Source organism: Chryseobacterium sp. MP_3.2 (genome assembly GCF_035984805.1).
Lineage (GTDB): Bacteria > Bacteroidota > Bacteroidia > Flavobacteriales > Weeksellaceae > Kaistella.
In genome coordinates this window covers 70,328-96,889 of the sequence record NZ_JAXCHW010000001.1, presented here as the reverse complement: position 1 = coordinate 96,889, position 26,562 = coordinate 70,328, and the positions used below count along the sequence as shown (strand labels likewise).

Here is a 26,562-nt window from a genome sequence, read left to right as displayed (position 1 = left end):
AATTGTGTACGTTAATTTAGTCGGGTTTGGGTTTTAAATTCGAGGAGTCCACCACCAAAATAAAAATTTCTTCATTAGGCTTTTTCATAAAATAATTCTCGCGCGCGAATTTTTCTTTTTCGGATTTGTTGTCCATCAGTTTTCGGTAGAAATCATCATTCTTTTTGTACTCTTTTTTGTAATAATCCAGTTGCTCTGTGTATTTATTAATTTCGCCATTTAATTCGTTTACCACTAAGAATGACGTATTATCGAAAAAAACCATCCAGATTAAAAATAGAAAAACCGTCACAAAATATTTGTTGACCACATATTTCTGCAAAAATTTCAGAGCGGGTGATTTTTGCTTAATTTCTTTAATGAGTTCTTTCATTTCAATATTTTTTAGGAAGAATCAAATATAATTAATGACAACTAATGGGTCTTTTTCAAAGTGTTATTAATCACTGTAGAAAGAAAATCAATAGCAACCGTATTTTGCTTCATATTTGGCACAATCAAATCTGCTTCATTCTTAGATGGCTCTATAAACTCTTGATGCATAGGCTTTAAAGTAGTTTGGTAACGGTGCAAGACTTCCTGCAAATCCCGACCTCTTTCTTGGGTATCTCGTCTAATTCTTCTAATTAATCTTTCATCAGAATCGGCATGGACAAAAACCTTTAAATCATATTCCTTCAGCAATTCCGAGTTGGTTAAAACCAAAATTCCTTCTACAATCAGCACACTTTTCGGCTCAATAGAAACCAAATCTCCAGTTCTAGAATGGGTGACAAAGGAATAGATCGGCTGTTCAATGGGTTCTCCATTTTTTAAGGCTTTTACGTGTTTGATCATTAAATCAAAATCAATCGATTTTGGGTGATCATAATTTAAAACCTCCCTTTCAGACAAAGTAAGATGCTGATTATCATGATAGTAATTATCTTGTGACAATACATTTACACCTTCTACATTAAGTTGCTGTAAAATTTTGTTTACCACTGTAGTTTTTCCTGAGCCAGTACCACCTGCAATTCCGATAACGAGCATATTTTTTTCTTTTGACAAAGATAATATTTTGAACGTGTTTTCAGAAGAATCACTTGAATAATTCTCCTTAAGTACGATTTATCCTTTCTTTTCTATTCCCAAAACATAAAAAACTACGGCAGAAACGCGCGCCAGAAATTCCCTTGATTGGTTGCGGTAATAACTTTGATTAGAAAGAACGTCTTGCGCATCAAACCCTAACGCATTCATATCATTATTTCTGGCATAAAAAAGTGCCCGTAAATTGTGAAAGCCCTGAGAAACGATGATTACATCATTTTGCTTATAAACCTCTTTACAATTGTTTATACTCGCTTGCGTTTTAAAACCTTTTGGATCTTCTGTAATTATATTCTCGGGAACTCCTTCTTGATACACCAAATAATTTTTCATAGCAGAAGGTTCATCATAGCCACGGCTTTTTTCTCCACTGACGATGATTTTTTTAATTTTCCCATGGTGATACAATAAGGCTGTAGCATCCATTCTAGAGGTGAAATAAGGATTTGCCTTGCCAGATTTCATTTTCGGAGAAGTACCTAAAACAAGAGCAGTTTCCCGCGGTGGAATTTTAGAAATTCTAGTAAAAGTTCGTCCATTTGTTAAGGCAAAAACCCAAATATTTGCCAATATCATTAGCAAAATAAGGAGTTCCACCGTAGTAAAAAAGGAACGTAATATATCTAGAATTTTTTTCAATACATTTAATTTAGATCAAAATTAACCTTAATTTTCTTACTCAAGATGACCGACATGCAAGCCAAAATTCGACCTGAATTTTCTTCAGTTTCAGTTAAATATTCATTTTCCAGCAATTCTACTTCACCTTCTTCTAGAATACACTCGCAACTTCCGCAGATCCCAGATTTACAAGAATATGGAACCGGAAATTCTTCCATCAAAAGTTGCTGCAGCAATTTTACTTTGTTGTTTTTAAGTTCTGTAGTGTATTTATTTCCATATAATTTAAAATCAACTTCAATATTCTCTAAGAGCGGAAATTCTTTTTCTACCGGATAGATGTCTTCATTAAATTCTTCGAAAAGCTCAAAGTGAATATTTTTTTTCGGTATGCCATTATTGTAGCAAGCATTTGCAAGAGATTTAATCATCTCCCCTTTTCCGCAAATGAGAACTTCATCCACTGCATCCCAAATGGTGCTTTCTTCATCTGTATCATCTAAATGCAAAATCTGATTGATAATTAAGCGAACTTTTTTTTCGTCTAACCGACCATGAAATAAGTGATCATCTGTAACTTCTTGAGAATAGAAAAAAAAGATTTGAAGACGGTTTCCATATTTTTTTTCCAGTGCATTAAGTTCTTCTACGAAGGGTATTTCTTCCGATTTCCTATTGCCGTAAAAAAGGAAAAGCCTAGTTCTAGGTTCAGAGTGTAGAATATCTTTAAAATGACTCAAAATAGGTGTAATTCCTATTCCGCCAGCAAATCCCAAAATTGTACGAAATTCGTGCGGTTTAGAAACTACCGTAAATCGTCCTCTTGGTTCAGAAACTTGCATCTTATCTCCAATTTTGGTAGTGTTACAAAGGTCATAAGTAGAACTTTCTGCACTGCTTATTTTAATTCCAAGCGTAATTTTATTTTCAAAGGGAGCCGAAGTAAGAGAAAAATCATTTTGAAAGAGCTCACCTTTAGATTCATATTTTAAGGTAATATATTGCCCGGCTTCAAATTGAAATTGTGATTGGAGAAATGGCGGAATTTCAAATTCCAACGCAAAGACGCTTTTGGTCAGTTCTTGCTTTTTCGCTAATTTTAGCCAGTGAAATTCTATTGGTCTTGCTTTAGATAAGGGATTTTCCATAGTTAAGAATTCAAAAATAACAAAAATATTATGAAAAAAGTACTTTTTAGTATACTGATCGCCTCCATCTTTGTTGCGTGTAATAAAGAAACCAAAACAACCGAAGATATGGATATGATCACTGCTGATTCAGTAACCGTTCCAGAATCAATGGATGGCGAAGCAGCCGTAATTCCCTTCAAAAAAATTGAAATTGATGCAGCACAAGCTTCCCAACTTTTAGGCAAACAAAATAACGACACTTTGTATGTAAACAACTTTTTTGCAACTTGGTGCGGTCCATGTATTAAAGAGATGCCTTATTTTAAAAGAAAAATGGCAGAGGTGAAAGGTCAGCCCGTAAAATTCACCTTCATCAGTTTAGATAGTAAAGATGATTGGGACACCAAGGTGAAGGCATTTGGAGAAGAGCAAGGACTTTCTGAACACATCGTTTTACTAGATGGCGCGAGTCTTACTCCCGAATTTTTTTCCGCGAATTTCAAGCAATGGGATGGTGGTGCAATTCCTTTTACCTTTATCCGAAAAGGTGATAAAACAGACGAAACCTTAGGTTCTATGAGCGAAGAAATGTTGGGTGAAAAATTAAATTCTTTTAAATAAAATAACATCTTTAATACGTAGAAAACATCTCTCAAAAGATGTTTTCTTTTTTTATCAGCCCCAGATTTTTTTTTTGATGTCTAAAAATTTTAAAATAATTGCTTTTTTATTGATCATCGGGATTATAATTTCCGCGGTGGTAAATTTGAATATTGGTTTTTTAAATTTGAATATCGGAGATTTTTTTTCCTCTTCTTCAGATAACGCTCAAATTGCTCAACTTCGGATAAATCGTGTTTTAGTAATGCTTCTCGCAGGAATTTCTATCCCAACTTCGGGATTTCTGCTGCAGGAATATTTTCAAAATCCTTTGGCTGGACCTTCGGTTTTAGGAATTACATCTGTAGCAAGTTTAAGTGTTGCCTTCTATATATTTTTTTCTCAGGATTTTATTTTACCTGAATTTTTGCAGAACAGTTTTTTAAGTATTTCTGCAATCGGTGGAAGTATACTTTTAATGTTGGTTCTACTCGCATTTTCAGGAAGATTTCAGGATAAATCTTTCCTTATTATTTTTGGGTTTTTAATCTCTGCTTTAGCTGGAGCAGTTGTTTCTATTCTGCAATTCTATGCGGAAAATCAGAGTTTAAAGAATTATATTTTGTGGAGTTTTGGCGCAAATAACCAAGTCTCTACGAATCAGATTATTGTTTTAGCAATAATTGTGGGCGTTGGATTATTTTTAAGTTTTAAAACCATCAAACCTTTAATTGGGAATTCATTGGGAACGGCTTATGCAAAGAGTTTAGGCGTGAATTTAAATCTGTTGAAATTCCTGATAATCATCGCTTCTTCATTGTTGGCAGCTTCTGTAACTGCTTTCTTGGGACCGATATTATTTATCGGAATTGTAGTTCCCCATTTCTGCAGAATGTTATATAATCCCGCAAAATTGTGGCAGCAATGGATCTTAAATATGCTTTTAGGAATTTTAATTATGGAATTTTTCTCCATTATTTCGGAATCTACGCAGTTTCCTTTGAATGTGATTACTTCTTTGTTTGGAATTCCGGTAATTTTGACGATGATGTTAAATAATAAAAGAACCAAGTGAAAAGTAAAAAAAGCCAAGTGAAGACCTATTTGACCTAATTAAAATGTTTCTACAACTTAAAAACACAACAATCGGTTACCTAACTCCTTTAATTGAAGGGGTGGAAACTTCTTTGGATTTAGGTGACATTTGTCTCTTAATAGGAAATAACGGCGTCGGTAAAACGACTTTAATTAAAAGTATTCTTCATCAAATTTCAACTTTAAAGGGCGAAATTTTTCTTAATGATAAAAACATAAAAAACCTTTCAAATAAAGAGATTGCAGAGCAAATCGCAGTAGTATTTTCAAAATCTCCAATTCCGGCGAACTACACTTTAACTGATTTAATTTCTTTGGGGAAATATATTCACTATCCGTATTATTTTGAACTCTCCACTTCCGATAAAATTCATGTAGAAGAAATCATTGAAAGTTTAAAACTAACGCAGTATAGAAATTTTCCTTTGAATCAATTATCCGATGGGAATCTACAAAAAGCCTTTATCGGAAGAGCATTAGCTCAAAATTCACCACTGATTATTCTGGACGAGCCTACTACTCATTTGGATGAGGAAAATAAGATTATAATTCTTAAATTACTTCGAAATTTAGCGAAAGACCACCATAAACTTATTCTCTTCTCTTCTCATGATTGGCGCCTTTCCAAAGAGTTTGCAGATAAAATATGGATCATCAACGAGGGAAAATTGGATGCAGGAATTACGGAAGATATTTTGCTAAAACATGATGAACTTTTGAATCCTCAACTTTTCAAAATCAATAAAGAATTTTTTCCCCCGCAAATTAGTGCGCCGGATTTACACAAAGAAATGCTCTATTCTTTTCTGCAAAAAAACTTCAGTAAAAACCTCTCCGTCTACAAATTTGAATTCAAGGAGGGCTTTTGGGTGATTTCTGCAAATAATTTTCAACAAAAATGCACTTCTTTTGAGGATATTTCCAAATTGATGCAAAACCTTCATTAATTCCTTATTTTAAAGGTCATTTGGCAATACTATGCATGCATAGTATTATGTATTTCATACTTTTTAAACCCTTGACTCTCAAGCATTAACTTAAATTTAACTATTTGAAAGTACTATGCATGCATAATATTTTTTATATTTGACATAACCACATTATTACTATCGATATGAATAAATCTCCTCATGAAAAAGTAGAAAATGTAGATCTCATTTTGAAATCTACTTGGCTTGCTGTTTCGAAAATGTATTCGGAATTAGCGCAGGACCACGATGCAACAGCTGTACAAGCTTTGACCCTTTTAAAGATTGATCCGAAGGAAGGTACACGCAGCACGAATTTGGGGCCCAAAATGGCCATTGAACCAACATCTTTAACCAGAATAATTAAACTTCTGGAAGACAATGGCTACATCTACAAAGAGAAAACACCGAACGACAAAAGAGAAGTGATTATTAAACTGACCGACAAAGGTCTGAACAGCAGAAACCTATCTAAAGAGGTAGTCGTAAATTTCAATAAAAAAGTAATTGAGAAAATCCCTGCTGAAAAAATGGAAATTTTCAAGGAAGTCATGACGGACATTTTGAAAATTGCCAACGAATTAAATAATAAAAAATAAATAATATGAACAGAAGAATCAAACACGTTACGGTTTTAGGTTCAGGAATTATGGGCTCCGGTATCGCGGCACATTTCGCCAACATTGGTGTACAAGTGCTTTTGCTCGATATTGTGCCATTCGAATTAACTGAAGCTGAACAGAAAAAAGGTCTGACCAAAGAAGATAAAGTGGTAAGAAACAGGATCGCTTCTGAAAACTTTGTGAAATTACAGAAGTCAAGTCCGGCGCTTTTATACTCTCCCAAATTCGCGGAAAGAATTTCCGTTGGAAACTTTGATGACGATTTAGAAAAGATTAAAAAAACAGACTGGATTATTGAAGTTGTTGTTGAAAGACTCGACATTAAAAAATCGGTTTACGAAAAGATAGAGCAGTTTAGAAAACCTGGTACTTTGGTTTCCTCCAACACTTCTGGAATTCCAATTCATTTTTTGATCGAAGGAAGAAGCGATGATTTCAAAAAGTATTTTGCAGGAACGCATTTCTTTAATCCAGTAAGATATTTACCGCTTTTAGAAGTTATTCCAACACCGGAAACGGATCCGGAGATCATTCAATTCTATATGGATTATGGCGCGAAGTTTTTGGGAAAAACAACCGTGTTAGCTAAAGATACTCCGGCGTTTATTGCAAACAGAGTTGGCGTTTTCTCCATGATGAATTTGCTGCATGAGATCAAAGGTTTAGGCTTAAATGTTTCTGATATTGATAAATTAACCGGTCCAATTATCGGCCGACCGAAATCTGCCACCTTTAGAACTGCAGATGTTGTTGGTCTGGATACTTTGGTGATGGTTGCGGATGGCGTTCGAAACAGTAAGATGGAAGCGAACGATTTTAATGACGTTTTCAAATTACCGGATTATGTTCAAAAGATGGTCGACAACAAATGGTTGGGATCTAAATCTGAACAAGGATTTTACAAAAAAATTAAAAATACAGAAGGTAAATCTGAAATTCACGGGTTGAATTTGGATACCATGGAATATGAACTTCAGGGAAAAACGGAATTCCCTACCCTTGCTTTAACTAAAGCGATTGATAAACCAATCGAACGTTTCAAGGTTTTGATTAGTGGAAAAGACAAAGCTGGAGAATTGTATAGAAAATCATTAGGCGCTTTGTTCGCGTACGTTTCTCACAAAGTCCCGGAAATTTCTGATGAAGTTTATAAAATCGATGATGCAATGCGTGCAGGTTTCGGCTGGGAAAATGGACCCTTCGAAATTTGGGATTCAGTGGGAGTTCAAAAAGGAATCGAATTGGCAAAAGACGCCGGATATGAAGTTTCTGACTGGGTGAAAAATATAGAAAGTTTCTATAAAGTAAATGACGAAGGTCAAAGCATCTACTTCGATAAAAACTCTGGAAACTATAATAATATTCCGGGTCAGGAATCTTTTATCATCCTCGATAATATCAGAAAAAATAAAACGCTTTGGAGCAATTCAGGTTCCTCAATTCAGGATTTGGGCGATGGAATTATCAATTTTGAGATTCATTCAAAAATGAATTCTTTGGGTGGTGAAGTTTTAGATGGTTTGAACAGAGCCATTGACTTAGCAGAAAAAGATTATGATGGTCTAGTAGTTGGAAATCAAGGGGCAAATTTCTCTGTCGGAGCCAATTTAGCCATGATTTTAATGATGGCAATCGATCAGGATTGGGATGATTTGAATATGGCGATTGCCTATTTCCAGAAATCCATGATGCGCGTTCGTTACTCTTCAATTCCCGTAATTGTTGCTCCACACGGAATGACTTTGGGTGGTGGTTGCGAAATGACTATGCATGCTGACCGAGTTGTTGCAGCAGCAGAAACCTATATCGGTTTGGTAGAAACCGGAGTTGGTGTAATTCCTGGCGGTGGTGGAACAAAGGAAATGGCGTTGAGAGTTTCCCGAGAATTCCAAGCTGATGATGTTAAAAACAACAGACTTCGTGATATGTTTATGAATATTGCGATGGGTAAAGTAGCGACTTCTGCTTACGAAGCCTACGATATGGGAATTCTAGAAAATCATAAAGACATCGTGGTGGTCAATAAAAACCGTCAGATCAAGACTGCAAAAATGTTAGCCTTGAGTCTAGCGGAACACGGTTACACGCAACCGATCGAACAAAAAGTAAAGGTTTTAGGTCGCGATGCATTGGGAATGTTCCTCGTTGGAACCGATCAAATGTTAACCGGGAAATATATTTCTGAGCACGATAAACTGATCGCAGATAAATTAGCAAATGTTTTAGTTGGTGGAAATCTTTCAGAACCAACTGTAGTTACTGAGCAATATTTATTGAATTTAGAAAGAGAAACCTTCCTTCAACTTTGTGGAGAGAGAAAAACTTTAGAAAGAATTCAGTTCATGTTAACTAAAGGTAAACCGTTGAGGAATTAGAAGTTAGAAATTAGATACTAGAAGTTAGATGAAAACACACAGATTAAGAGATTTAATTATTTGGCAAAAGTCGATGGTTTTGGTTAAAGATATTTATCTATTGACTGAAAACATTCCTTCGACTGAAAAATTTGGTTTGATCTCACAAATTAGAAGGTGTGCAGTTTCTATTCCTTCTAATATTGCAGAAGGTGCTGGAAGAAATAATCCTAAAGAATTTAATCAATTTTTAGGAATTGCAAATGGTTCTAGCTATGAATTAGAAACCCAATTAATTTTATTAGTTGATTTAAATTTTAAAAGCGAGGACGAAATTCAGCCTCTGCTAAATATTTTAACAGAAATTCAAAAGATGATTTATAAATTCAAAAGTAATTTAATGAGCAGTTAGAATCTAATTTCTAACTTCTCATTTCTAATTTCAAAATAAAGAATTATGTCAAAACAAGCATATATTATAAAAGGTTTCAGAACCGCCGTTGGTAAGGCACCAAAAGGTAGTTTAAGATTTACAAGACCCGACGTCATGGCAGCAACCGTTATCGAAAAATTAATGGCTGCAGTGCCGCAATTAGATAAAAACAGGATCGACGATCTGATCGTTGGAAACGCAATGCCGGAAGCAGAACAAGGTTTGAACGTGGCGCGTTTAATTTCGTTAATGGGATTGCACACCGATCAAGTTCCAGGTGTTACGGTGAATAGATATTGCGCCTCAGGAAGTGAAGCAATTGCGATTGCTTCTGCAAAAATTCAGGCAGGAATGGCTGATTGTATTATCGCAGGTGGAACAGAATCCATGTCTTATATTCCGATGGGTGGTTACAAACCAGTTCCGGAGAGTGATATGGCAAAATCCAATCCTGATTATTACTGGGGAATGGGTTACACTGCAGAAGAAGTGGCGAAACAGTTCAATATTTCTCGTGAAGAACAAGATGCGTTTTCCTTCGATTCTCATAACAAAGCTTTAAAAGCTAATGAAACTGGAAGATTTAAAGATCAGATCGTTTCAATTCCGGTTGAATACAATTATCTGGATGAAAACCAGAAAATGCAAACTAAGAAATATGACTTTGCTGTGGATGAAGGTCCAAGAAAAGGTACAAGTTTAGAAGGTTTGGCAAAATTACGTCCGGTCTTTGCAAATGGCGGAAGTGTAACAGCTGGAAACTCATCACAAATGAGTGACGGTGCGGCTTTCGTAATTGTAATGTCGGAGGAAATGGTGAAAGAATTAGGATTGGAGCCGGAAGCAAGATTGGTTGCTTATGCAGCAGCAGGTTTAGAACCAAGAATTATGGGAATGGGTCCAATGTACGCAGTTCCAAAAGCTTTGAAACAGGCAGGTTTAGAATTAAAAGACATCGATTTAATCGAACTGAATGAAGCATTTGCTTCTCAATCCGTTGCGTTGAAAAAAGAATTGAATCTCAATCCAGATATTTTAAACGTAAACGGAGGAGCCATTGCACTTGGACATCCTTTGGGTTGCACGGGAACAAAATTAACCGTTCAACTTTTGGACGAAATGAAAAAACGCGGCAACATGAAATACGGAATGGTTTCTATGTGTGTGGGAACGGGACAGGGAGCGGCTTCGATATTTGAACTGCTTTAAAAGACGGGTAGATAATAGACGGATAGATGATAGACGGATAGACGGATAGACGGTTGACGGATAGACGGTTGACGGATAGGTAATAGATTTTAATTGTTGAATTAATGAGTGAATTTAAAAGACATAATTTCAAGAAATTGAAAATTTGGCAGATGGGTTTAGAAATCGCTAAAAACATTTCAGATCTTACAATTACATTCCCTTCTTATGAAAATTATGGAATAAGAAGTCAGATGGACAGATGTTCAGTATCCATTCCTTCCAATATCGCGGAAGGTTCTAGTAGAACAAATAAATCTTTTAGTCACTTTCTAGATATTTCTCTCGGGTCATCTTTCGAATTGCAGACTTAACTTATTTTAGCAAACTATAAAAAATATATTCCAGATGAGATTACTATTTCATTAGAAACTAAAATTGAAGAATTTCAACGTGCTACAATGGTTTTCCAAAATACTTTAAAAGACTGAAAAAGACTAAGATATAATAGATAAAAAGATAATAGACAAAAAGATGAAGAATAATATGAAGGATATAACATCTATTATCTATCCGTCTATCATCTATTCGTCTTAAACAAAATTTAAAATTAATAAACAATGAGCGATACAACAAAAACAACCCTAAAAGGCGGTGAATTCATCATCAAAGATATTCCTGCAGCAGAACTGTACAGTTTGGAAGAACTGACAGAAGAACAAAAAATGCTTCGTGATTCTCTTTATGAATTTATGGAAAGAGAAGTCCTTCCAAACAGAGAACGTTTTGAACAAAAAGATTACGCATTGACTCAGGAAACCATGCGTAAATTGGGTGAACTGGGAACTTTGGGAATCGCGGTGCCGGAAGAATATGGCGGTCTCGGAATGGGATTCGTGAGTACGATGTTGGCGTGTGATATTGTTTCTGGAGCCAATGGTTCTTTGGCAACCGCTTACGGAGCGCACACGGGAATTGGAACGCTTCCTATCCTATTGTACGGAACGGAAGAGCAAAAACAAAAATATTTACCAGCTTTAGCGACGGGTGAGAAATTTGGAGCTTATTGTTTGACCGAACCAGATGCGGGTTCCGATGCCAATTCCGGTAAAACAAAAGCGGTTCTTTCGGAAGACGGAAAACACTGGATCATCACTGGACAGAAAATGTGGATCTCCAATGCAGGATTTGCAGAAACTTTTACGCTTTTTGCGAGAATTGAAGATGATAAAAATATCACCGCCTTTGTGTTTAATAAGTCTGAACTCGAAGATCCGGGCAGTTTCACTATGGGCGAAGAAGAACACAAATTAGGAATTCGCTCCTCTTCTACGCGTCAGGTTTTCTTTAACGATATGAAAATTCCAGTGGAAAATTTGTTAGGAGAAAGAAACAATGGTTTTAAGATCGCCTTGAACGCTTTAAATGCAGGTCGAATTAAACTAGCCGCCGCAAACATTGATGGACAAAGAAGAATTACATCTTTAGCTATTAATTATGCAAATGAAAGAAAACAGTTTGATGTTTCCATTTCCAGTTTCGGTGCGATCCGTAAAAAATTGGCAGAAATGTCCACTGGAATTTTCGTGTCAGAATCTGGAGCGTACAGAGCCGCGAAAGATGTAGAAGATAAAATTGAGGAATTCGTTGCCGGTGGAATGACACACGAAGAAGCAGAATTGAACGCTTTGGCAGAATATGCCGTTGAATGTTCTATTCTTAAAGTTTATGTTTCAGATTTAACCCAACATATTGCAGATGAAGGAATTCAGATCTACGGTGGAATGGGATTCTCTGAAGATGCACCCATGGAAGCAGCCTGGAGAGATTCCAGAATCGGTAGAATTTATGAAGGAACGAATGAAATTAATAGACTTCTTGCCGTAGGAATGTTGATCAAGAAAACAATGAAAGGCGAACTTGATCTCTTGAAACCAGCCATGGCAATTGGAAAAGAATTGATGGGAATTCCCTCTTTTGAAACTCCGGATTATTCAGAATATATGTCTGAAGAAAAAGCAATTGTTCACAACTTGAAAAAAGTATTCTTAATGGTTGCAGGAGCCGCGCTTCAGAAATACATGATGGAAATCGAAAAACACCAGCATCTTCTCTTAAACGCATCTGAAATCCTGAACCAGATCTATATGGCAGAATCTGCAGTGTTACGAGCAGAAAAACATTTTGATACCGATTCGGTTCAAGCTTCAATGGCTCGTTTAAATCTTTACAAAGCCGTGGAAGCAATTTCTACCGCCGCGAAAGAAGGAATTGTATCCTTTGCAGAAGGCGACGAACAGCGCATGATGCTTTCTGGTTTACGCAGATTTACAAAATACACCAATATGCCAAATGTAGTTGCATTAACTGAAAAAGTTGCAGCCCATTTCGTGGAAAAAGGATCTTACTAGAAATAGTTTGATATGTGGTTTGAACGCTCTGAGAAATCGGGGCGTTCTTTTTTTTTGTGCTTTGAAAAATTATAAACAAATAAAAAATTGAAAATAAAGATTATAAAATTTCATACATTTATATAAAATTTGCAATGATGACTTTCACAGAAAAAAATATTATAGAAAACTACTACAGATTATTCGAAAGTTTAAATTCAACCAGTAAAATAGAATTGATTGAACGATTAAAAAAATCTTTGAAAGTAGAGACCAAATCTAAAGAGAGTGATTTCTACAAATCTTTTGGTGCATTTTCCGACGAAAAATCTTCAGATGAAATAATTTCGGATTTAAAATTGAGTAGAAAATTCAGAGAAAAAGAAATTAATTTCTAATGAAATATTTATTAGACACCAATATCTGCGTCCATTTTCTTCGTGGAAAATTTGAGGTTGATCAAGTTATTAAATCTAAAGGTTTAGAAAACTGCTATATTTCCGAAATTACGGTTTTAGAATTAAGATTTGGTGCAGAAAAAAGTTCTGATAAAGCAAAATCGCATCGTGCAGTAGATTTATTTTTGAAAGGAATTGTTATCATTCCAATTTTTGGTTCGATAAGAAAATATGCAGAAGAAAAAGTTCGCTTAAATAAAATTGGAAAACCGCAGAATGATGAATTTGATTTACTGATCGGCGTAACTGCAATAGAAAACAAATTAATATTAGTTACAGAGAACACTAAAGATTTTGAAAGATTAAAAGGTGTAGAAATTGACAATTGGATTGTGAGGAAGTAAAAAATTAGATTTATAAAGACGATTTTGCTTTCTAGCTGAAAAAGTTGCAGCCATTTCGTGGAAAAAGGATCTTACTAGAAATAGTTTGATAGGTGGTTTGAACGCTCTGAGAAATCGGGGCGTTCTTTTTTTTAAGAAGATTAAGCAAAAAATAAACTATTAATAATTTTTAAACCCAACTGTTAAATTAAACAAATTTTAACATAAATAAATTGGTTAAAAGTTAGATTGTGTTATATTATTGTATTCTTAAACTAAATGATGATGAAAAAAATAACTTACCAATCTGATCTCAATGAAATAGGAAATTCATTGATGGATTGTTTATCCCAAATAAAAAAGGAGGGCGAAACTAAAGAATTAAAATTTGAAATGCTGTTGAAATATGGTCGTGTTCTATTTTTGAAAAATAAAATAGAGAAAGCATATCAAACTTTTCAACAAGGAGCTGTATATGCTATGGAAAATAACATCACTGAAGTGAAAGAAATATACTTCTGGACTGCAAGATGTATTGAAGAAACAGGTGATAAAAACATTGCTTTGGGAAATTATTTAATGCTTTTGGAAAACAATCAATATTCTGAGAATGATTCTGAATTCGTAGATGCTATCTTAGATCGATTCAATTTTTTTACAGACCTAGAAGATAAAATCAGGGATTATAAATTGAAAAGAGATGAAGCATTAAAAAATCCTAAAGATTTACTCAGTAAACTCAATAAATTTTTAAAAGAAAAAAAAATTTAACTATGGATCGTAAATATGGAAGTACAACAGTTTGCAAAAAATTTATATTAGGTACCCTAATTGAGAATATCATAAATTGGAAAAAGAGATTTTAAAATATTTAATAATTGATTCTAAAGATTTAGAAATTGATTACGAATGTTTCAAATTTGGTTAAAATTAAAAAATTTAAGAAAAATTTAGAAGAAAGAATTTTCGTAAAAATGTAAACTTTTCATTGGGAAAATTCAATTATAGAAGATTATGAATTCTTGACTGAAGTTACTGATTTAGAAACTTATTTCGGATTGGGTTTGGATAGTGATTGGAAATAATTATCAATATGTAAAAAATTTTTATATGATCATTAATGAAATTTTAGAAATAATTACTGCGGAAACCAGAGATAGTTTTACTTTTCGAGTTTTTTTGTCAGAGAGAACTAATGAAAATATCAACAAAGATAATTGTGACGATATAAAATTTAATGCTATTCAGAAAATCGTTATAAATCATTCTGAAAAATGTTTTTCACATTTTTCACCAAAAGGCGAATTACATCCACTTGCATGGTTTTCTTGGAGACTATTTCCAACAAATGAAATCGGAATTGCTGGTACTTTCAGCAAAAGTGGTTTTATTTATCATTACATTGATATTGAAAAACTATTGAAAAATTATAACAATAAAATCATTAATTTTATTTTAAAACAAAATACCGAGTTTAATATTAATCGAAACATTTTAAATAAATATGAAATACAAAAGTTTTTGAAAGAAAACAATTATGGTATAGAAGCTATTAAGGATGAAATTTTAAATATTGACAATACTAATACTATACGCAGAGTTGAAATTAAAAATGCCCAACAACCAGATTTTCCTATAAAATTATACAGCTTAAAACAACAAACAAACTTTGATTATAGTACAGAAGGTACTGTTTACGAAATAAATTTTGATAGCAACAAAAGTATTTTTTTTGAAGGATTCAATTTTTTAAAAAAATTACAAAATATTACCTATTCAGAATTTAACAAAATCGTAAGAGCAAACAACCTTACAATATTTCAGATTTTTAATTTTATTTATTATTTACCAAAACTTCAAATAAATAATAAGACTTTAAATAATACAAATACTGTATTTATCTTAACAACAACCGAAAATTTAACAAAGAATTTTAATAATGTACATTATTTTCAAAATGAAATTATTGAAACCTTACAAAATAATTATGGTAATGAAAATATAAAAAGGGTCATAGAAGTAAATGGAAAATCCCTTGAAAGTCAGTTCACTGACTTTCAAGCATTTCATATTTGTAAAGGAATAAAAAATAAATCCCATCTTTTTGATAGATATTCAAACAACACAAACAACAAACAACACGATTTCGATGCTCATGATATTGCAATGCGAACACTGCAAAAAAACGGTAAACCTATAATTGATTTTATTCTTTCATTGCCATCAACACCATTTAAATGCGAGAATTTTAAACTTCTTTTTAGTTCATTAGATCGTCAGATAAATAACGAAAATCCAATAGTTAGATTAAAATTAAAAAATATAAAAGGGAAAACAGAAGAAATTGAATATTGTTTTATAATTGAAAATGGAACCAAATATAAAAATCAGGTTAGAATAAAAAATAAAACTACAAATACTAATCTTTTCGAAGTTTCACGAGATGGTTTTGTTATCTGCGAAGAAAACATTGGTATCCTAGGGGTAAATAGAAACATAACACCCGTAATTCAACTATTTTATCGAGTCACAGAAAATGAAGAAAAACTTAAGAACGCAATTTTAACATATGGTATGGAATCAGGTAAATGCAGTATTTGCGGAAGAGAACTTACTAATCAAATTTCAAAAATAAAAGGAATTGGACCAGTTTGTGAAACTTATTTATAAATAAATATTTTCCGATGTCGCGGATTTACAATCCGTGACAATACTAGATCAACTTCAATAACCCTTCAAAAACCACAAAAACATTCAAAGGAATTTCTATATCAGCATAGTTCCTCGCACTTTTGACCTCAAAATTCTCATCTTCCGTTAAAATTTTTTCTTTCACAGGATTACAGAAAAACCTTGTCAAAGTTTAAAACTTTGACAAGGTAAATGAAAAATAATCTGGTCACAAGTTGAAGAGATTTTTCAGCATTCAATCATAATTATTGATTTTATATAATTATTGCTTCCCAAAACTTCATAAAAAAAAACGGGCAAAAAGCCCGTTTTCTATTTAAAATGTACTAATTATTTAACACAGTAGCGATCTGAGTTCATAACTTTCACCCAAGTCTTTACGAAGTCTTTTACAAATTTCTCCTTGTTATCATCTTGTGCATAAACTTCTGAATAAGCACGAAGAACTGAATTAGACCCAAATACCAAATCTACTTTGGTCGCCGTCCATTTTGTTGCTCCGGTTTTTCTGTCGTTGATTTCATAGACATTGTTTCCGGCAGATTTCCAGGAATTGTTCATATCCGTGATGTTCACAAAGAAATCATTAGATAAAACGCCAACTTGATTCGTTAAAACACCGTGATTGGTGCTGCCATAATTGGTTCCTAAAACACGCATTCCGCCAATTAAAACGGTCATTTCTGGTGCTGTCAATCCCATCAACTGTGTTCTGTCAAGAAGCAATTCTTCTGGATTCACGTCATAATCTTTCTTCAGGTAATTTCTGTACCCATCGTGAATCGGTTCAAGATCTTCGAACGATTCTGCGTCGGTCATTTCAGCAGTTGCATCACCTCTACCTCCCAAGAACGGAACTTTAATAGGAACTCCACCTTTGTTTGCAGCGCTTTCCACAGCGGCAGTTCCACCCAAAATAATTAAATCTGCTAAACTAATATTGGTACTAGAATTATTTTTAATGTCCGTTAAAACATTCAATACTTTCTCTAGTTTCGCAGGTTCATTCCCTTCCCAATTATTTTGTGGAGAAAGTCTGATTCTTGCTCCATTTGCTCCTCCTCTAAAATCAGAACCTCTATATGTTCTTGCGCTGTCCCAAGCGGTAGTAATTAATTCTGCAGGAGAAAGACCGCTGTTTAATAGAATGCTTTTTAAATCTTCGATTTCAGTTTCCGTTAATTCAACATTACTTTGCGGAATTGGATCTTGCCAAATTAAATCTTCCTGAGGAACATCATTTCCTAAATATCTGCTTTTTGGACCGAGGTCACGGTGCGTTAATTTAAACCAAGCTCTTGCAAAAACATCTGAAAAGTAAGCAGGATCTGCATAAAACTTTTCTGAAATTTTTCTGTATTCAGGATCCATTTTCATTGCCATATCTGCATCGGTCATCATCGGATTTCTTTTAATATTTGGATTAAAAGCATCTACGGGCATATCTTTTTCCGCGATTGCTACAGGTTCGTATTGGTTTGCTCCAGCTGGACTTTTAGTGAGTTTCCAGTCGTGTTCTAGTAATAAATAGAAATATTCATTATCCCATCTTGTCGGATTAGTCGTCCAAGCTCCTTCAATTCCACTCACCACGGTATTTGCACCATTTCCAGTTCCTTGCGGATTTTTCCAACCTAAACCTTGATCTTCAACATCTGCTTCTTCAGGATCACCTCCCAAAATACTCGCATCACCATTTCCATGCGATTTTCCAACGGTGTGTCCTCCTGCGGTAAGAGCGCAAGTTTCCTCATCGTTCATTCCCATTCTTTTAAAAGTCATTCTAATGTCATGCGCCGTTTTTACAGGATCCGGATTTCCATCAACTCCTTCTGGATTTACGTAAACTAATCCCATTTGCACTGCTGCCAAAGGATTTTCTAACGTGTCTCGATTATCGTCATTATCATATCGGTTTTTGGTTTCAGCCAACCATTCTTTTTCGCTTCCCCAATACACATCTTTTTCCGGATGCCAAATTTCTGCACGACCACCACCAAAACCAAAAGTTTTCAGACCTGCCGTTTCATAAGCAACGGTTCCCGCCAGAATAATTAAATCTGCCCACGAAATTTTATTGCCATATTTTTTCTTTAAAGGCCAAAGTAATCTTCTGCCTTTATCTGTATTTACGTTATCTGGCCAGCTGTTTAAGGGAGCAAATCGTTGATTTCCCGTATTGCTTCCTCCTCTACCGTCCGCAGATCTGTACGTTCCCGCAAGATGCCACGCCGTTCGCACGAACATTCCTATATAACTGCCATAATCTGCAGGCCACCAATCTTGGCTGTCTGAAAGCAAAACTTTGATGTCACTTTTCAAAGCCTCTAAATCTAATTTTTTGAATTCTTCTTCATAGCTAAAGTCTTCATCCAAAGGATTTGTTTTGGTATCGTGTTGACTTAAAATATCTAAATTTAAGGCCGTTGGCCACCAATCCATTACGGATTTAGAATTCTCCGTTAATGAACCGTGAATAATGGGACATTTGCCAGAAGTTGGCGCCTGTGTTGTCGTATTTTCATTTTCACTGTGAATAGTTTCACCTTGGTTCAAGTCATTATCAGTTTGAGCCGATTGATGATTAACTGGGCATTTGTTTTCTCCGGAATTTGTCATTGATTTAGGTTTTTGTGAACTCCAAATCTAGAATTTATTTACCACTACTGATCATATTATCAATGAAATATCAAAATCTATGATATAGACATTGACAATTAATTAAAAATTTATAATTCATTCAATCTATGATTAATTAATATAATGCCGTGCTACATTCTTCTCTAACTTTTGATATTAGAGATTTTTCAAAATTTTAAACCTAACGTTACAATACTTCTAGAGCATTTGTAAATTAAAAAAAGACAGAAATACATCAAAAAATTTCTATTTTGAGTCAGATTCAAAGCGAGTCACGATTTTCTCATCTGCTTTCGTCTCACTATAATGAGTATTTTTGTGCTGAAGACAAAAGACTATGCAAAAACAAGAACCAAAAATATACATTATCGGAGCTGGTGTGAGCGGTCTAATTGCCGCCCAAACTTTAGAAAATCAGGGTTTTTCACCAACGATTATTGAAGCTACAAATTCTGTGGGCGGTCGAGTAAAAACTGATATTTTTGATGGCTATCAATTAGATCATGGTTTTCAGGTATTACTGACTTCTTATCCAGCGGCTCAAAAGTTTTTGGATTATGAAACTTTAGAATTACAAAATTTCTTACCGGGTGCCGCGATTTTTAAAGAGGGAAAAGAGTACCAAATCGGCGATCCATTGCGCGATTTTTCACTTTTAATTCCAACCATTTTTTCAAATCTTATTCTCTTGCGTGACAAAATAAAAATTCTTCAATTAAATCTAAAACTAAAGAGTAAAACCATCTCAGCTATTTTTGAAGAGAAGGAAAAAACTACTTTAGACTATTTAAAAGACTTTGGCTTTTCAGACCAAGTAATTGCACAGTTTTTCAAACCTTTTTTTAGTGGAATATTCCTGGAAACGCAATTAGAAACTTCAAGCCGAATGTTTGAGTTCGTTTATAAAATGTTCGGAACAGGAAATGCCGCTTTACCAAAAGCCGGAATTCAAGCCATTCCGAATCAATTGGCTGAAAAATTAAAAACGACAAAAATTAACTTCAATTCAAAAGTGAATTCGGTGAAAGATGGAGAAATTATCCTGGAAAACGGAGATATTTTAGAAAGCGATTTTACGATTATCGCGACAGATTCTACGAGTTTGCTTTCTAATTCAAATAAAGAATCCATACAATGGAAATCCTGTTTCACCCTTTATTTCGAAACGGAAAAACGTATCATTACAAAACCTTTGATCGGACTTTTGCCAAAGGAAAATACCCTTATCAATAATATTTTTTATCATACCAGTTTAGGCACCACTCAGAACGGCGGAAAAGAATTACTATCCGTAACTGTAGTAGATACTCAAAATTTAAAAGGAAGTGAACTCGTAGAAAAAGTAAAGACTGAACTGAAAGAACATTTTATTATTGAAGTTATTAGATTGATCAAGCAATATGAAATCCCACAAGCGCTACCCGATTTGAAAAATATAAAATACAGTTTTAGCGCCGCTGAAGCGCAATATTCCAATCAAATCTTCCTTGCTGGTGACACTTTAATAAACGGCTCACTCAATGCGGCTATGCTTTCCGGTGAAAGTGCTGCTCTTGCGATGATTGAAGCGTTACAACAAATCGAAAGATAATTAAGCAAAAAGAAAATAGTTTTCCTACAGCTATTTTTTAAAAGAAGAGTTTAAAAATATCTGATCTTTTTTAAATAATCGGGAATAAGTTTGATGAAAAATATTGGTGACCGCTTTTTTAGAGACCTTCATTAAAATGATCGTGTAGTCCTTATTTTTAACATGATTTTTATAAGGAAAACTTGTTCCTTCTTTCTTCTGTTTTGACCTAGAAAAACCCTAATTTGCAGTAATACACACGCATAATTTATTCTATAAAAATGGAGACCAACAAAACAAAGTATTTTACAAAATCGGTCGCTGAAATTTTAAAAGAATTTGGGATTGAATCCTCCAGTGGTTTATCCCAAGAACAAGCCCAAAATCGAATAAAAGAGTTTGGACCTAATCGCCTGCAAGCCAAAAAGAAAAAGCCGATTTATAAGATTGTACTTTCCCAACTACAGGATTGGCTCATTTATGTTCTTTTTGCCGCTGTGATTATTACCTTTTTCATGGGCGAATATATTGACTCGGTTATTATAACGCTCGTTATTTTGATCAATGCTGGGATTGGAACCTTTCAGGAAGTAAAAGCCGGAAAAGCCATTGCGGCACTCTTGAAAATGTCTTCTCCGAAAGCGTTGGTAAAAAGAAATGGACAAACCAAAGAAATAGAGAGTTCAGAATTGGTTCCGGGAGACCTCGTGATTTTAGAGGCGGGCAGAGTCATTCCGGCAGATTTGCGTCTGATCGAAACCATAAATTTACAAATTGAAGAATCTTCGCTCACAGGCGAATCTCTTCCCGTCGAAAAAAATGCAGAAGAATCCTTTATTGATCCCAAAGTTCCCTTGGCAGAAATGGTCAATATGTGTTTCATGTCCACCGTGGTTACAGCAGGAAGAGGTTCAGGCGTAGTAGTAGAAACGGGAATGAATACCGAAGTGGGAAAAATCGCCGATCTTCTGGATACACACGTTGATCAGAAAACACCTTTAGAAAAAAAACTGACCGAACTCGGCAAAACGTTGGGAAAAGTAGCGGTCGCAATTTGCATTGTTATTTTTGGAATCTCTTGGATTCAGGGAAGAGATCTCGCAGAAATGTTTTTAATTTCTGTTTCCCTCGCCGTGGCTTCCATTCCTGAAGGTTTAGCTGCAATCGTCGCAGTGGTTCTTTCCATCGGTGTTACTGCGATGTCTAAAAAAAATGCGATCATCAGAAAACTGCCGGCGGTAGAAACTTTAGGCTCCGTCAATATTATTTGCTCCGATAAAACAGGAACGTTAACCTTAAATAAAATGACTGTTACCGAAGTTTACACGCTAGATGGTGTTGCATCTTTGGATGATATTAAAATAAATTCAATTTCAAAATCAGTTCAAATGTTGGCCGAAGGAATGATTCTTTGTTCCGATGCAACCCTGGAAAATGAGGAAGCGACGGGCGATCCAACTGAAATTGCACTTCTTATGATGGGTGACACCTTAGAAATTGACCGAAATAATTTAGTACAAAAGAATCAAAGAATTGGCGAGAAACCTTTTGACAGTGATCGCAAAATGATGTCGGTTTTAATCAAATCGGAAACGGATTGCAAGGTTTTTACAAAAGGAGCTTTGGGAAGTTTGCGGACGGTTGCCGATTTTATTTTGGATAAAGGCGAAGTTCGTCCTATTACCGCAGAAGATCAGCAGCATTTCAGTGAGGCGGCGCGAAAAATGTCAAATAACGCTTTGCGAACCTTGGCTTTAGCCTACAAAATAACGGATTCCGATACTTCTTCAGATCAAATGGAGGAAGGCTTGGTTTTACTTGGATTGGTTGGAATGATTGATCCCCCAAGAGAGGAAGTTAAACCTGCCATACAACTCGCGAAAAAAGCTGGAATCAAAACAATTATCATTACCGGAGATCATAAAAACACGGCCTTTGCCATCGCAAAAAACCTGGAGGTTGCAGATAAAATGGAACAAGTTATTACGGGGCCGGAACTGGATGACTTAAGTGAAAAGCAATTTCTAGAAAATGTGGAGAATTATCGGGTATTTGCCAGAGTTTCGCCACAGCACAAAGTGCAAATTGTGAAAGCACTGCAGTCCAAAGGAAATATTGTATCCATGACTGGCGACGGCGTAAATGATGGTCCTTCGCTCACTGTGGCGGATATTGGAGTCGCCATGGGAATTACGGGAACCGATGTCGCTAAAAATGCAGCAGATATGATTCTCACAGACGATAATTTTTCAACCATCGTGGTCGCCATAGAACAAGGAAGAAATATTTTTAATAATATTAAAAAATCGGTAATTTTCCTCCTAACCTGTAATCTGGGCGAAGTCTTCGTGATGTTTGTGACGCTTTCTTTAGGTTGGCCCGCTCCACTTATCGCAACCCAACTTTTGTGGATCAATCTACTCACCGATTCTCTGCCCGCAATTGCGCTCGGCATGGATGGCGATGATGCAGAAGTGATGAAAGAAAAACCGCGGAAGGCGGGTGACAGTTTCTTTTCTCACGGTGCCGGAATTCATGTTGTTTTAGGCGGAATTCTCATCGGTGTTATTACGATTGTTGCCTTTTGGTACGGATTCTATGAACTTGGCTATTCGCCTTTTGACAAAGATGTGCCAGAAGAAGTGATAAAAAATGGGCGTACTTTGGCCTTTCTGGTTTTAGTATGTTCGCAGCTTTTTTATTCTTTAGGTTTAAGAAATCTTAAAAAACCTTTTTATCAATTTAAAATTTTTAGTAATAAATTTTTAAATGGCGCAATTCTGTTGGGATTATTTTTGCAATTGATTTTACTTTTTATTCCCATACTTCGGAACGCTTTCAAACTACATATGCCCGATTTAAATGGTTGGTTGATGGCTTTAGGTCTGGGAATTTTACCGTTGGCCGCGTTGGAAATTTATAAGATATATTCAATGAAAAGAAAATAGGAAAAGCATCATCGTATTCTTGACAATCTTTCTGAACAACTTATTATTTTTCATGCTCTTAAAATTTTTGAAAGATTATTGAGTTGATCAATGTCTTGACTGTAAAATATAAACTTTGTTAAAAATTGGCACAGTGATTTAAATCACAGTATTTTTGAAGCAATGAAAAGGTTTTTTCCACAATCTATATTTTTAAAAGCATCTACTTTCCTGGTACTGATTTTGGTCTTGGCTTTTTCGCCGTGTGGATTAAAACAATCGGCACAGAAGATTTTCAACGTTCAAAATCTTTCCTCGAACACCACCAAATCTGCGACGTCTTGCCAATATGTTCAATTGACGCAAACGCAGAAATCTCAGCAAATTGCAGTGATAAATGAAGGTCATCGGGAATCAGTTCTTCAAATTTCTGAAGAGATTTCGCCTTTATCATACAACAAAACTGGTTTTCGAAAAGCCAGATCGGTTCCGCTGTATATTCTCTACCAGCAATTACGCACTTCTTTAGTTTAGTATTTTTTGATCAGATGACTTTGCATTCTACCGCAGAATGTGCAATTTTTAATGTGAATTAAGAAAATCTTTATGAATACTCAAACAAAAAAAGTAATGACAAAATTATTCAATATGGCCTTAATTGGTCTTTTTCTCTCCATAGTTTTTGTGCCCGAAGTGAAGGCAACGATGCATCAAGGTTTAATGAAATTAGGATTATTCCAGCCAGACTTAAAGGTAATTCCAACCTCAATAGATGCTGAAACTTCAAACTCAAAAACTCCAAAACCTGCAAATTACATCATGAATATGCAGGATCAAAAAGGAAATAGAATTTCTTTGGAAGATCTGAAAGGCAAAGTGGTTTTTATTAATTTCTGGGCAACCTGGTGTGGTCCTTGTATCGCGGAAATGCCTTCTATTCAAAAGCTTCACGATAAATTTAAAGGTAATCCTGATGTCGTTTTTATCATTTTAGAAGCGGAAGGAAACAAGGCGAAAGCCACGAAATTTATGGAAAGCAGAAAATTAAATTTACCGGTCTATTTTCCGGCCAGCGAAATCCCGACGGAGTTTTTCCGGGGAAGTTTACCGACAACCGTGATCCTAGATAAAGCTGGAAATATTGCCCATGTTACGGAAGGTATGGCAGATTATTCGGGACAAGACATTGTCGATTTTATGAACAGGGTTTTAGCAATCAATACTTAATTCCTATAGTAGCATCAATAAAATTCAAGTTTTTTTTAGACTTGGATTTTATTAAATTTTCTTCAAACTTCTTTTCACAATCCTCAGTTCAAACCTTACAAAATAGAAAGTTGATTTTCTGCAAAATCTATTTAAAAATTAAAATTTCTCATAAAAAATATTTTTATTTTACTCATTACAACGCTTACCAGTATGATTCAAGCCCAAAATACCACAGCGCCAATCCTTACCGCAAAGGTAATTACAGACGGAACAATTCTGGAAGGCATTAGATATCTGGATAAAAATATGCCAATATTGGATGGTAGAGTTAAGGCGGGATTAACGGCGTTGACCGAGAAATAATTAGAGAAAAATCTTTGATTGACGTTATACGTCGCGAAAATTCTTAATATAATAATATAATGTACTACACTATTTTAGAAACTTCGGAAAACGCGGGAAAAGAATTGCTTTCGCTAAATATTATTAATTATTAAATTAAAAAGGTAATGAACTGGAGAAAAATTTAAAAGTATCCGATGGGAAAATTGTAAGATTTTTTCGGCTCCTAAAAATCTATGAAATTCCAAAAACGTTACCTGATTTAAAAAACCTTCAGTGCAATGTAAAACCAGATCAAACAAAATATTACAATCAGATTTTTCCATCTTGAAAGTGAACCGAAAATATTGCACCTTCTATATTAGTACTCATTTTTTTTTTAAATGACACCAATCGTTTATTGCTCCTATTTTTAGGCTTGGTTGGAATGGTTATTGAAAATTATTGAATCTAAAAAAAAAGTATGAGTACCAAAGAAATCTCTTCCATAAAAACGGTAAATCCGTTTAATAACGAAATTGTAAAAGAATTCCAAGCAATGAATAAGGACCAAATCGCTTCGATCATTGACAAGGCAGATGTGGCATTTAAATCCTGGCGAAATACGCCCGTTAAAGATCGCGCAGCAATCATGGCAAAGATTGCGGCGTTACTTTTAGATAAAAAAGAAGAATTAGGAAAATTGGCAACTTTGGAAATGGGTAAAGTTTTAGCTCAAGCCATTGGCGAAGTTAAAATTTGTGCTGCCATTTTTAAATATTATGCAGATAATGCGGAAGAGTTTTTAGCAGATAAACCCCTGAAAGTTCCACACGGCGAAGCTTTTTTAAGTTATGAACCCATTGGTGTTATTTTGAGTGTTCAACCTTGGAATTTTCCATTCTATCAAATTACAAGATCCGCTGCTGCTCATATAACCGCGGGAAACACCATGGTTCTGAAACATGCGTCAAATGTTCCGCAATGTGCACAAATCATGGAGGACATATTTACTGAAGCTGGCTTACCAAATGGCGTTTACACCAACTTATATGTGTCTGGTAAAGATATTGAGCCGATTGTTGGAAATCCAAAAATTAAAGGCGTTACCTTAACGGGTAGCGAACCAGCCGGGGCGAGTATTGCAACAGCTGCCGCTAAAGTGGTTAAAAAATCAACCTTAGAATTAGGTGGAAGTGATCCATTTATCGTTTTGGATGATGCTGATATCAACTTAGCGGTGCAAAGTGCCGTGGGGGGAAGAATGGCAAATGCGGGTCAGGTTTGTACTTCGCCAAAAAGAATTTTGGTTGCGGAATCCATTTATGAGGAATTTTTGAACAAAACAAAAGAAGCTTTTGCTCAAATTAAAGTCGGAAATCCGATGGATAGCGATACTACTTTAGGTCCCCTAAGCTCAGAAAAAGCAGCACAGGACGTTATCGCTCAAGTTGAGAAAGCAGCTGAACAAGGAGCAACGATAGTTCTTGGTGGTAGAAGAATAGAACGCAAAGGCGCATTTATGGAACCCACTTTAATCACGGATATCACGGCAGAAATGGACATGTATTTTGAAGAAGTTTTCGGGCCAGTTATGATGCTTTACAAATATAATACCGTAGAAGAAGCGATTGCAATTGCCAATGCTACTGAATTCGGATTGGCAGGAACAGTTTTCGGGACAGACACCAAAAAAGCCGTGGACGTTGCTAGGAAAATCGATTCAGGAATGCTCTACATTAACCATGCGACCAGCGTTGCGCCGCAACTGCCTTTTGGTGGAACCAAAAACTCTGGTTATGGTAGAGAACAGGCGATCGAAGGATTGCTAGAATTCGTGAATATTAAGATGATTAGGGTAACGGCACCAGATCAACCGTATTAAGTCTATAAAGCAGAATAGATTTCTATTTAAAATGAACCGTGCAA

At 35.0% G+C, this 26,562-nt stretch carries 24 protein-coding genes; 19 read left to right on the top strand and 5 right to left on the bottom strand.

From position 1 onward, the window contains the following. Positions 1-16: 16 nt before the first annotated feature. From RCH13_RS00450 to RCH13_RS00435, 4 genes are all read right to left on the bottom strand, one after another. A complete protein-coding gene (locus RCH13_RS00450; RefSeq protein ID WP_326985241.1) occupies positions 17-373 on the bottom strand; it encodes an FtsB family cell division protein in 357 nt (118 codons plus the stop codon). Between the two features lie 41 nt (positions 374-414). Beyond that, positions 415-1,110, bottom strand: a complete 696-nt coding sequence (gene udk, locus RCH13_RS00445) for a uridine kinase (protein ID WP_326985952.1) — start codon at positions 1,108-1,110, stop codon at positions 415-417. Then, on the bottom strand, positions 1,111-1,668 hold the full coding sequence (locus tag RCH13_RS00440) for a SanA/YdcF family protein (protein ID WP_326985951.1): 558 nt from the start codon (positions 1,666-1,668) through the stop codon (positions 1,111-1,113). It lies immediately after the preceding gene. A 68-nt stretch (positions 1,669-1,736) separates the two neighbouring features. Continuing rightward, complete coding sequence (locus tag RCH13_RS00435) at positions 1,737-2,861, bottom strand: ferredoxin--NADP reductase (protein WP_326985240.1); 1,125 nt, start codon at positions 2,859-2,861, stop codon at positions 1,737-1,739. Positions 2,862-2,891: 30 nt separating this feature from the next. Between RCH13_RS00435 and RCH13_RS00430 the strand changes: the two genes are divergently transcribed. The 13 genes from RCH13_RS00430 (at position 2,892) to RCH13_RS00370 (ending at position 15,945) form a co-directional block, all read left to right on the top strand. Further along, on the top strand, positions 2,892-3,464 hold the full coding sequence (locus RCH13_RS00430) for a TlpA family protein disulfide reductase (RefSeq protein WP_326985239.1): 573 nt from the start codon (positions 2,892-2,894) through the stop codon (positions 3,462-3,464). Between the two features lie 76 nt (positions 3,465-3,540). After that, on the top strand, positions 3,541-4,518 hold the full coding sequence (locus RCH13_RS00425; protein ID WP_326985238.1) for an iron ABC transporter permease: 978 nt from the start codon (positions 3,541-3,543) through the stop codon (positions 4,516-4,518). A 43-nt stretch (positions 4,519-4,561) separates the two neighbouring features. Then, on the top strand, positions 4,562-5,485 hold the full coding sequence (locus tag RCH13_RS00420) for an ABC transporter ATP-binding protein (RefSeq protein WP_326985237.1): 924 nt from the start codon (positions 4,562-4,564) through the stop codon (positions 5,483-5,485). Positions 5,486-5,652: 167 nt separating this feature from the next. Beyond that, positions 5,653-6,105: a MarR family winged helix-turn-helix transcriptional regulator gene (locus tag RCH13_RS00415; protein WP_326985236.1), complete on the top strand. Its 453-nt coding sequence runs from the start codon at positions 5,653-5,655 to the stop codon at positions 6,103-6,105. A gap of 5 nt (positions 6,106-6,110) precedes the next feature. Then, the gene (locus tag RCH13_RS00410; RefSeq protein ID WP_326985235.1) at positions 6,111-8,504 is read left to right on the top strand and encodes a 3-hydroxyacyl-CoA dehydrogenase/enoyl-CoA hydratase family protein; all 2,394 of its coding nucleotides are present in this window, start codon (positions 6,111-6,113) and stop codon (positions 8,502-8,504) included. Between the two features lie 28 nt (positions 8,505-8,532). Further along, positions 8,533-8,895, top strand: a complete 363-nt coding sequence (locus RCH13_RS00405) for a four helix bundle protein (RefSeq protein ID WP_326985234.1) — start codon at positions 8,533-8,535, stop codon at positions 8,893-8,895. A gap of 45 nt (positions 8,896-8,940) precedes the next feature. Then, on the top strand, positions 8,941-10,125 hold the full coding sequence (locus RCH13_RS00400; protein ID WP_326985233.1) for an acetyl-CoA C-acyltransferase: 1,185 nt from the start codon (positions 8,941-8,943) through the stop codon (positions 10,123-10,125). A gap of 104 nt (positions 10,126-10,229) precedes the next feature. Next, a complete protein-coding gene (locus RCH13_RS00395; RefSeq protein ID WP_326985232.1) occupies positions 10,230-10,478 on the top strand; it encodes a four helix bundle protein in 249 nt (82 codons plus the stop codon). A gap of 246 nt (positions 10,479-10,724) precedes the next feature. After that, positions 10,725-12,515 carry an acyl-CoA dehydrogenase family protein gene (locus RCH13_RS00390; RefSeq protein WP_326985231.1) on the top strand — a complete coding sequence of 597 codons (1,791 nt, stop codon included), beginning with the start codon at positions 10,725-10,727 and terminating at the stop codon, positions 12,513-12,515. A 134-nt stretch (positions 12,516-12,649) separates the two neighbouring features. Continuing rightward, positions 12,650-12,892, top strand: coding sequence for a hypothetical protein (locus tag RCH13_RS00385; RefSeq protein ID WP_326985230.1), 243 nt, complete (start codon positions 12,650-12,652; stop codon positions 12,890-12,892). Beyond that, complete coding sequence (locus tag RCH13_RS00380; RefSeq protein ID WP_326985229.1) at positions 12,892-13,296, top strand: PIN domain-containing protein; 405 nt, start codon at positions 12,892-12,894, stop codon at positions 13,294-13,296. Before RCH13_RS00385 ends, RCH13_RS00380 begins: the two co-directional genes overlap by 1 nt. Before the next feature lie 264 nt (positions 13,297-13,560). Continuing rightward, positions 13,561-14,046, top strand: a complete 486-nt coding sequence (locus tag RCH13_RS00375) for a hypothetical protein (protein ID WP_326985228.1) — start codon at positions 13,561-13,563, stop codon at positions 14,044-14,046. 339 nt (positions 14,047-14,385) lie between these two features. Continuing rightward, entirely contained in the window at positions 14,386-15,945 is a 1,560-nt protein-coding gene (locus RCH13_RS00370) for a DUF6011 domain-containing protein (protein WP_326985227.1), read from the top strand. 351 nt (positions 15,946-16,296) lie between these two features. On the opposite strand, the gene katG is transcribed toward RCH13_RS00370, so the two are convergent. Further along, positions 16,297-18,585 (bottom strand): catalase/peroxidase HPI, encoded by a 2,289-nt coding sequence (gene katG, locus RCH13_RS00365; RefSeq protein WP_326985226.1) that lies wholly within the window; start codon positions 18,583-18,585, stop codon positions 16,297-16,299. A 358-nt stretch (positions 18,586-18,943) separates the two neighbouring features. On the opposite strand from katG, the gene RCH13_RS00360 reads away from it, so the two are divergent. The 6 genes from RCH13_RS00360 (at position 18,944) to RCH13_RS00335 (ending at position 26,518) form a co-directional block, all read left to right on the top strand. Next, positions 18,944-20,197 (top strand): NAD(P)/FAD-dependent oxidoreductase, encoded by a 1,254-nt coding sequence (locus RCH13_RS00360; RefSeq protein WP_326985225.1) that lies wholly within the window; start codon positions 18,944-18,946, stop codon positions 20,195-20,197. A gap of 260 nt (positions 20,198-20,457) precedes the next feature. Next, positions 20,458-23,124: a cation-translocating P-type ATPase gene (locus RCH13_RS00355; protein ID WP_326985224.1), complete on the top strand. Its 2,667-nt coding sequence runs from the start codon at positions 20,458-20,460 to the stop codon at positions 23,122-23,124. A gap of 162 nt (positions 23,125-23,286) precedes the next feature. Beyond that, entirely contained in the window at positions 23,287-23,637 is a 351-nt protein-coding gene (locus tag RCH13_RS00350; protein WP_326985223.1) for a hypothetical protein, read from the top strand. A gap of 96 nt (positions 23,638-23,733) precedes the next feature. Continuing rightward, complete coding sequence (locus RCH13_RS00345) at positions 23,734-24,330, top strand: TlpA family protein disulfide reductase (protein ID WP_326985222.1); 597 nt, start codon at positions 23,734-23,736, stop codon at positions 24,328-24,330. 192 nt (positions 24,331-24,522) lie between these two features. Then, positions 24,523-24,675: a hypothetical protein gene (locus RCH13_RS00340; RefSeq protein ID WP_326985221.1), complete on the top strand. Its 153-nt coding sequence runs from the start codon at positions 24,523-24,525 to the stop codon at positions 24,673-24,675. Positions 24,676-25,117: 442 nt separating this feature from the next. Beyond that, positions 25,118-26,518, top strand: a complete 1,401-nt coding sequence (locus RCH13_RS00335; protein ID WP_326985220.1) for an NAD-dependent succinate-semialdehyde dehydrogenase — start codon at positions 25,118-25,120, stop codon at positions 26,516-26,518. The last annotated feature ends 44 nt before the right edge of the window (positions 26,519-26,562 follow it).

Coding starts and splice junctions, on each gene's coding strand:
- RCH13_RS00370 (WP_326985227.1), top strand. CDS start 14,386: ATGATCATTAATGAAATTTTAGAAATAATTACTGCGGAAACCAGAGAT.
- katG (WP_326985226.1), bottom strand. CDS start 18,585: ATGACAAATTCCGGAGAAAACAAATGCCCAGTTAATCATCAATCGGCT.
- RCH13_RS00415 (WP_326985236.1), top strand. CDS start 5,653: ATGAATAAATCTCCTCATGAAAAAGTAGAAAATGTAGATCTCATTTTG.
- RCH13_RS00360 (WP_326985225.1), top strand. CDS start 18,944: ATGCAAAAACAAGAACCAAAAATATACATTATCGGAGCTGGTGTGAGC.
- RCH13_RS00440 (WP_326985951.1), bottom strand. CDS start 1,668: ATGATATTGGCAAATATTTGGGTTTTTGCCTTAACAAATGGACGAACT.
- RCH13_RS00345 (WP_326985222.1), top strand. CDS start 23,734: ATGACAAAATTATTCAATATGGCCTTAATTGGTCTTTTTCTCTCCATA.
- RCH13_RS00335 (WP_326985220.1), top strand. CDS start 25,118: ATGAGTACCAAAGAAATCTCTTCCATAAAAACGGTAAATCCGTTTAAT.
- RCH13_RS00395 (WP_326985232.1), top strand. CDS start 10,230: ATGAGTGAATTTAAAAGACATAATTTCAAGAAATTGAAAATTTGGCAG.
- RCH13_RS00385 (WP_326985230.1), top strand. CDS start 12,650: ATGATGACTTTCACAGAAAAAAATATTATAGAAAACTACTACAGATTA.
- RCH13_RS00350 (WP_326985223.1), top strand. CDS start 23,287: ATGAAAAGGTTTTTTCCACAATCTATATTTTTAAAAGCATCTACTTTC.
- RCH13_RS00450 (WP_326985241.1), bottom strand. CDS start 373: ATGAAAGAACTCATTAAAGAAATTAAGCAAAAATCACCCGCTCTGAAA.
- RCH13_RS00375 (WP_326985228.1), top strand. CDS start 13,561: ATGAAAAAAATAACTTACCAATCTGATCTCAATGAAATAGGAAATTCA.
- RCH13_RS00400 (WP_326985233.1), top strand. CDS start 8,941: ATGTCAAAACAAGCATATATTATAAAAGGTTTCAGAACCGCCGTTGGT.
- RCH13_RS00410 (WP_326985235.1), top strand. CDS start 6,111: ATGAACAGAAGAATCAAACACGTTACGGTTTTAGGTTCAGGAATTATG.
- RCH13_RS00425 (WP_326985238.1), top strand. CDS start 3,541: ATGTCTAAAAATTTTAAAATAATTGCTTTTTTATTGATCATCGGGATT.
- RCH13_RS00405 (WP_326985234.1), top strand. CDS start 8,533: ATGAAAACACACAGATTAAGAGATTTAATTATTTGGCAAAAGTCGATG.
- RCH13_RS00340 (WP_326985221.1), top strand. CDS start 24,523: ATGATTCAAGCCCAAAATACCACAGCGCCAATCCTTACCGCAAAGGTA.
- RCH13_RS00380 (WP_326985229.1), top strand. CDS start 12,892: ATGAAATATTTATTAGACACCAATATCTGCGTCCATTTTCTTCGTGGA.
- RCH13_RS00435 (WP_326985240.1), bottom strand. CDS start 2,861: ATGGAAAATCCCTTATCTAAAGCAAGACCAATAGAATTTCACTGGCTA.
- RCH13_RS00430 (WP_326985239.1), top strand. CDS start 2,892: ATGAAAAAAGTACTTTTTAGTATACTGATCGCCTCCATCTTTGTTGCG.
- RCH13_RS00355 (WP_326985224.1), top strand. CDS start 20,458: ATGGAGACCAACAAAACAAAGTATTTTACAAAATCGGTCGCTGAAATT.
- RCH13_RS00390 (WP_326985231.1), top strand. CDS start 10,725: ATGAGCGATACAACAAAAACAACCCTAAAAGGCGGTGAATTCATCATC.
- RCH13_RS00420 (WP_326985237.1), top strand. CDS start 4,562: ATGTTTCTACAACTTAAAAACACAACAATCGGTTACCTAACTCCTTTA.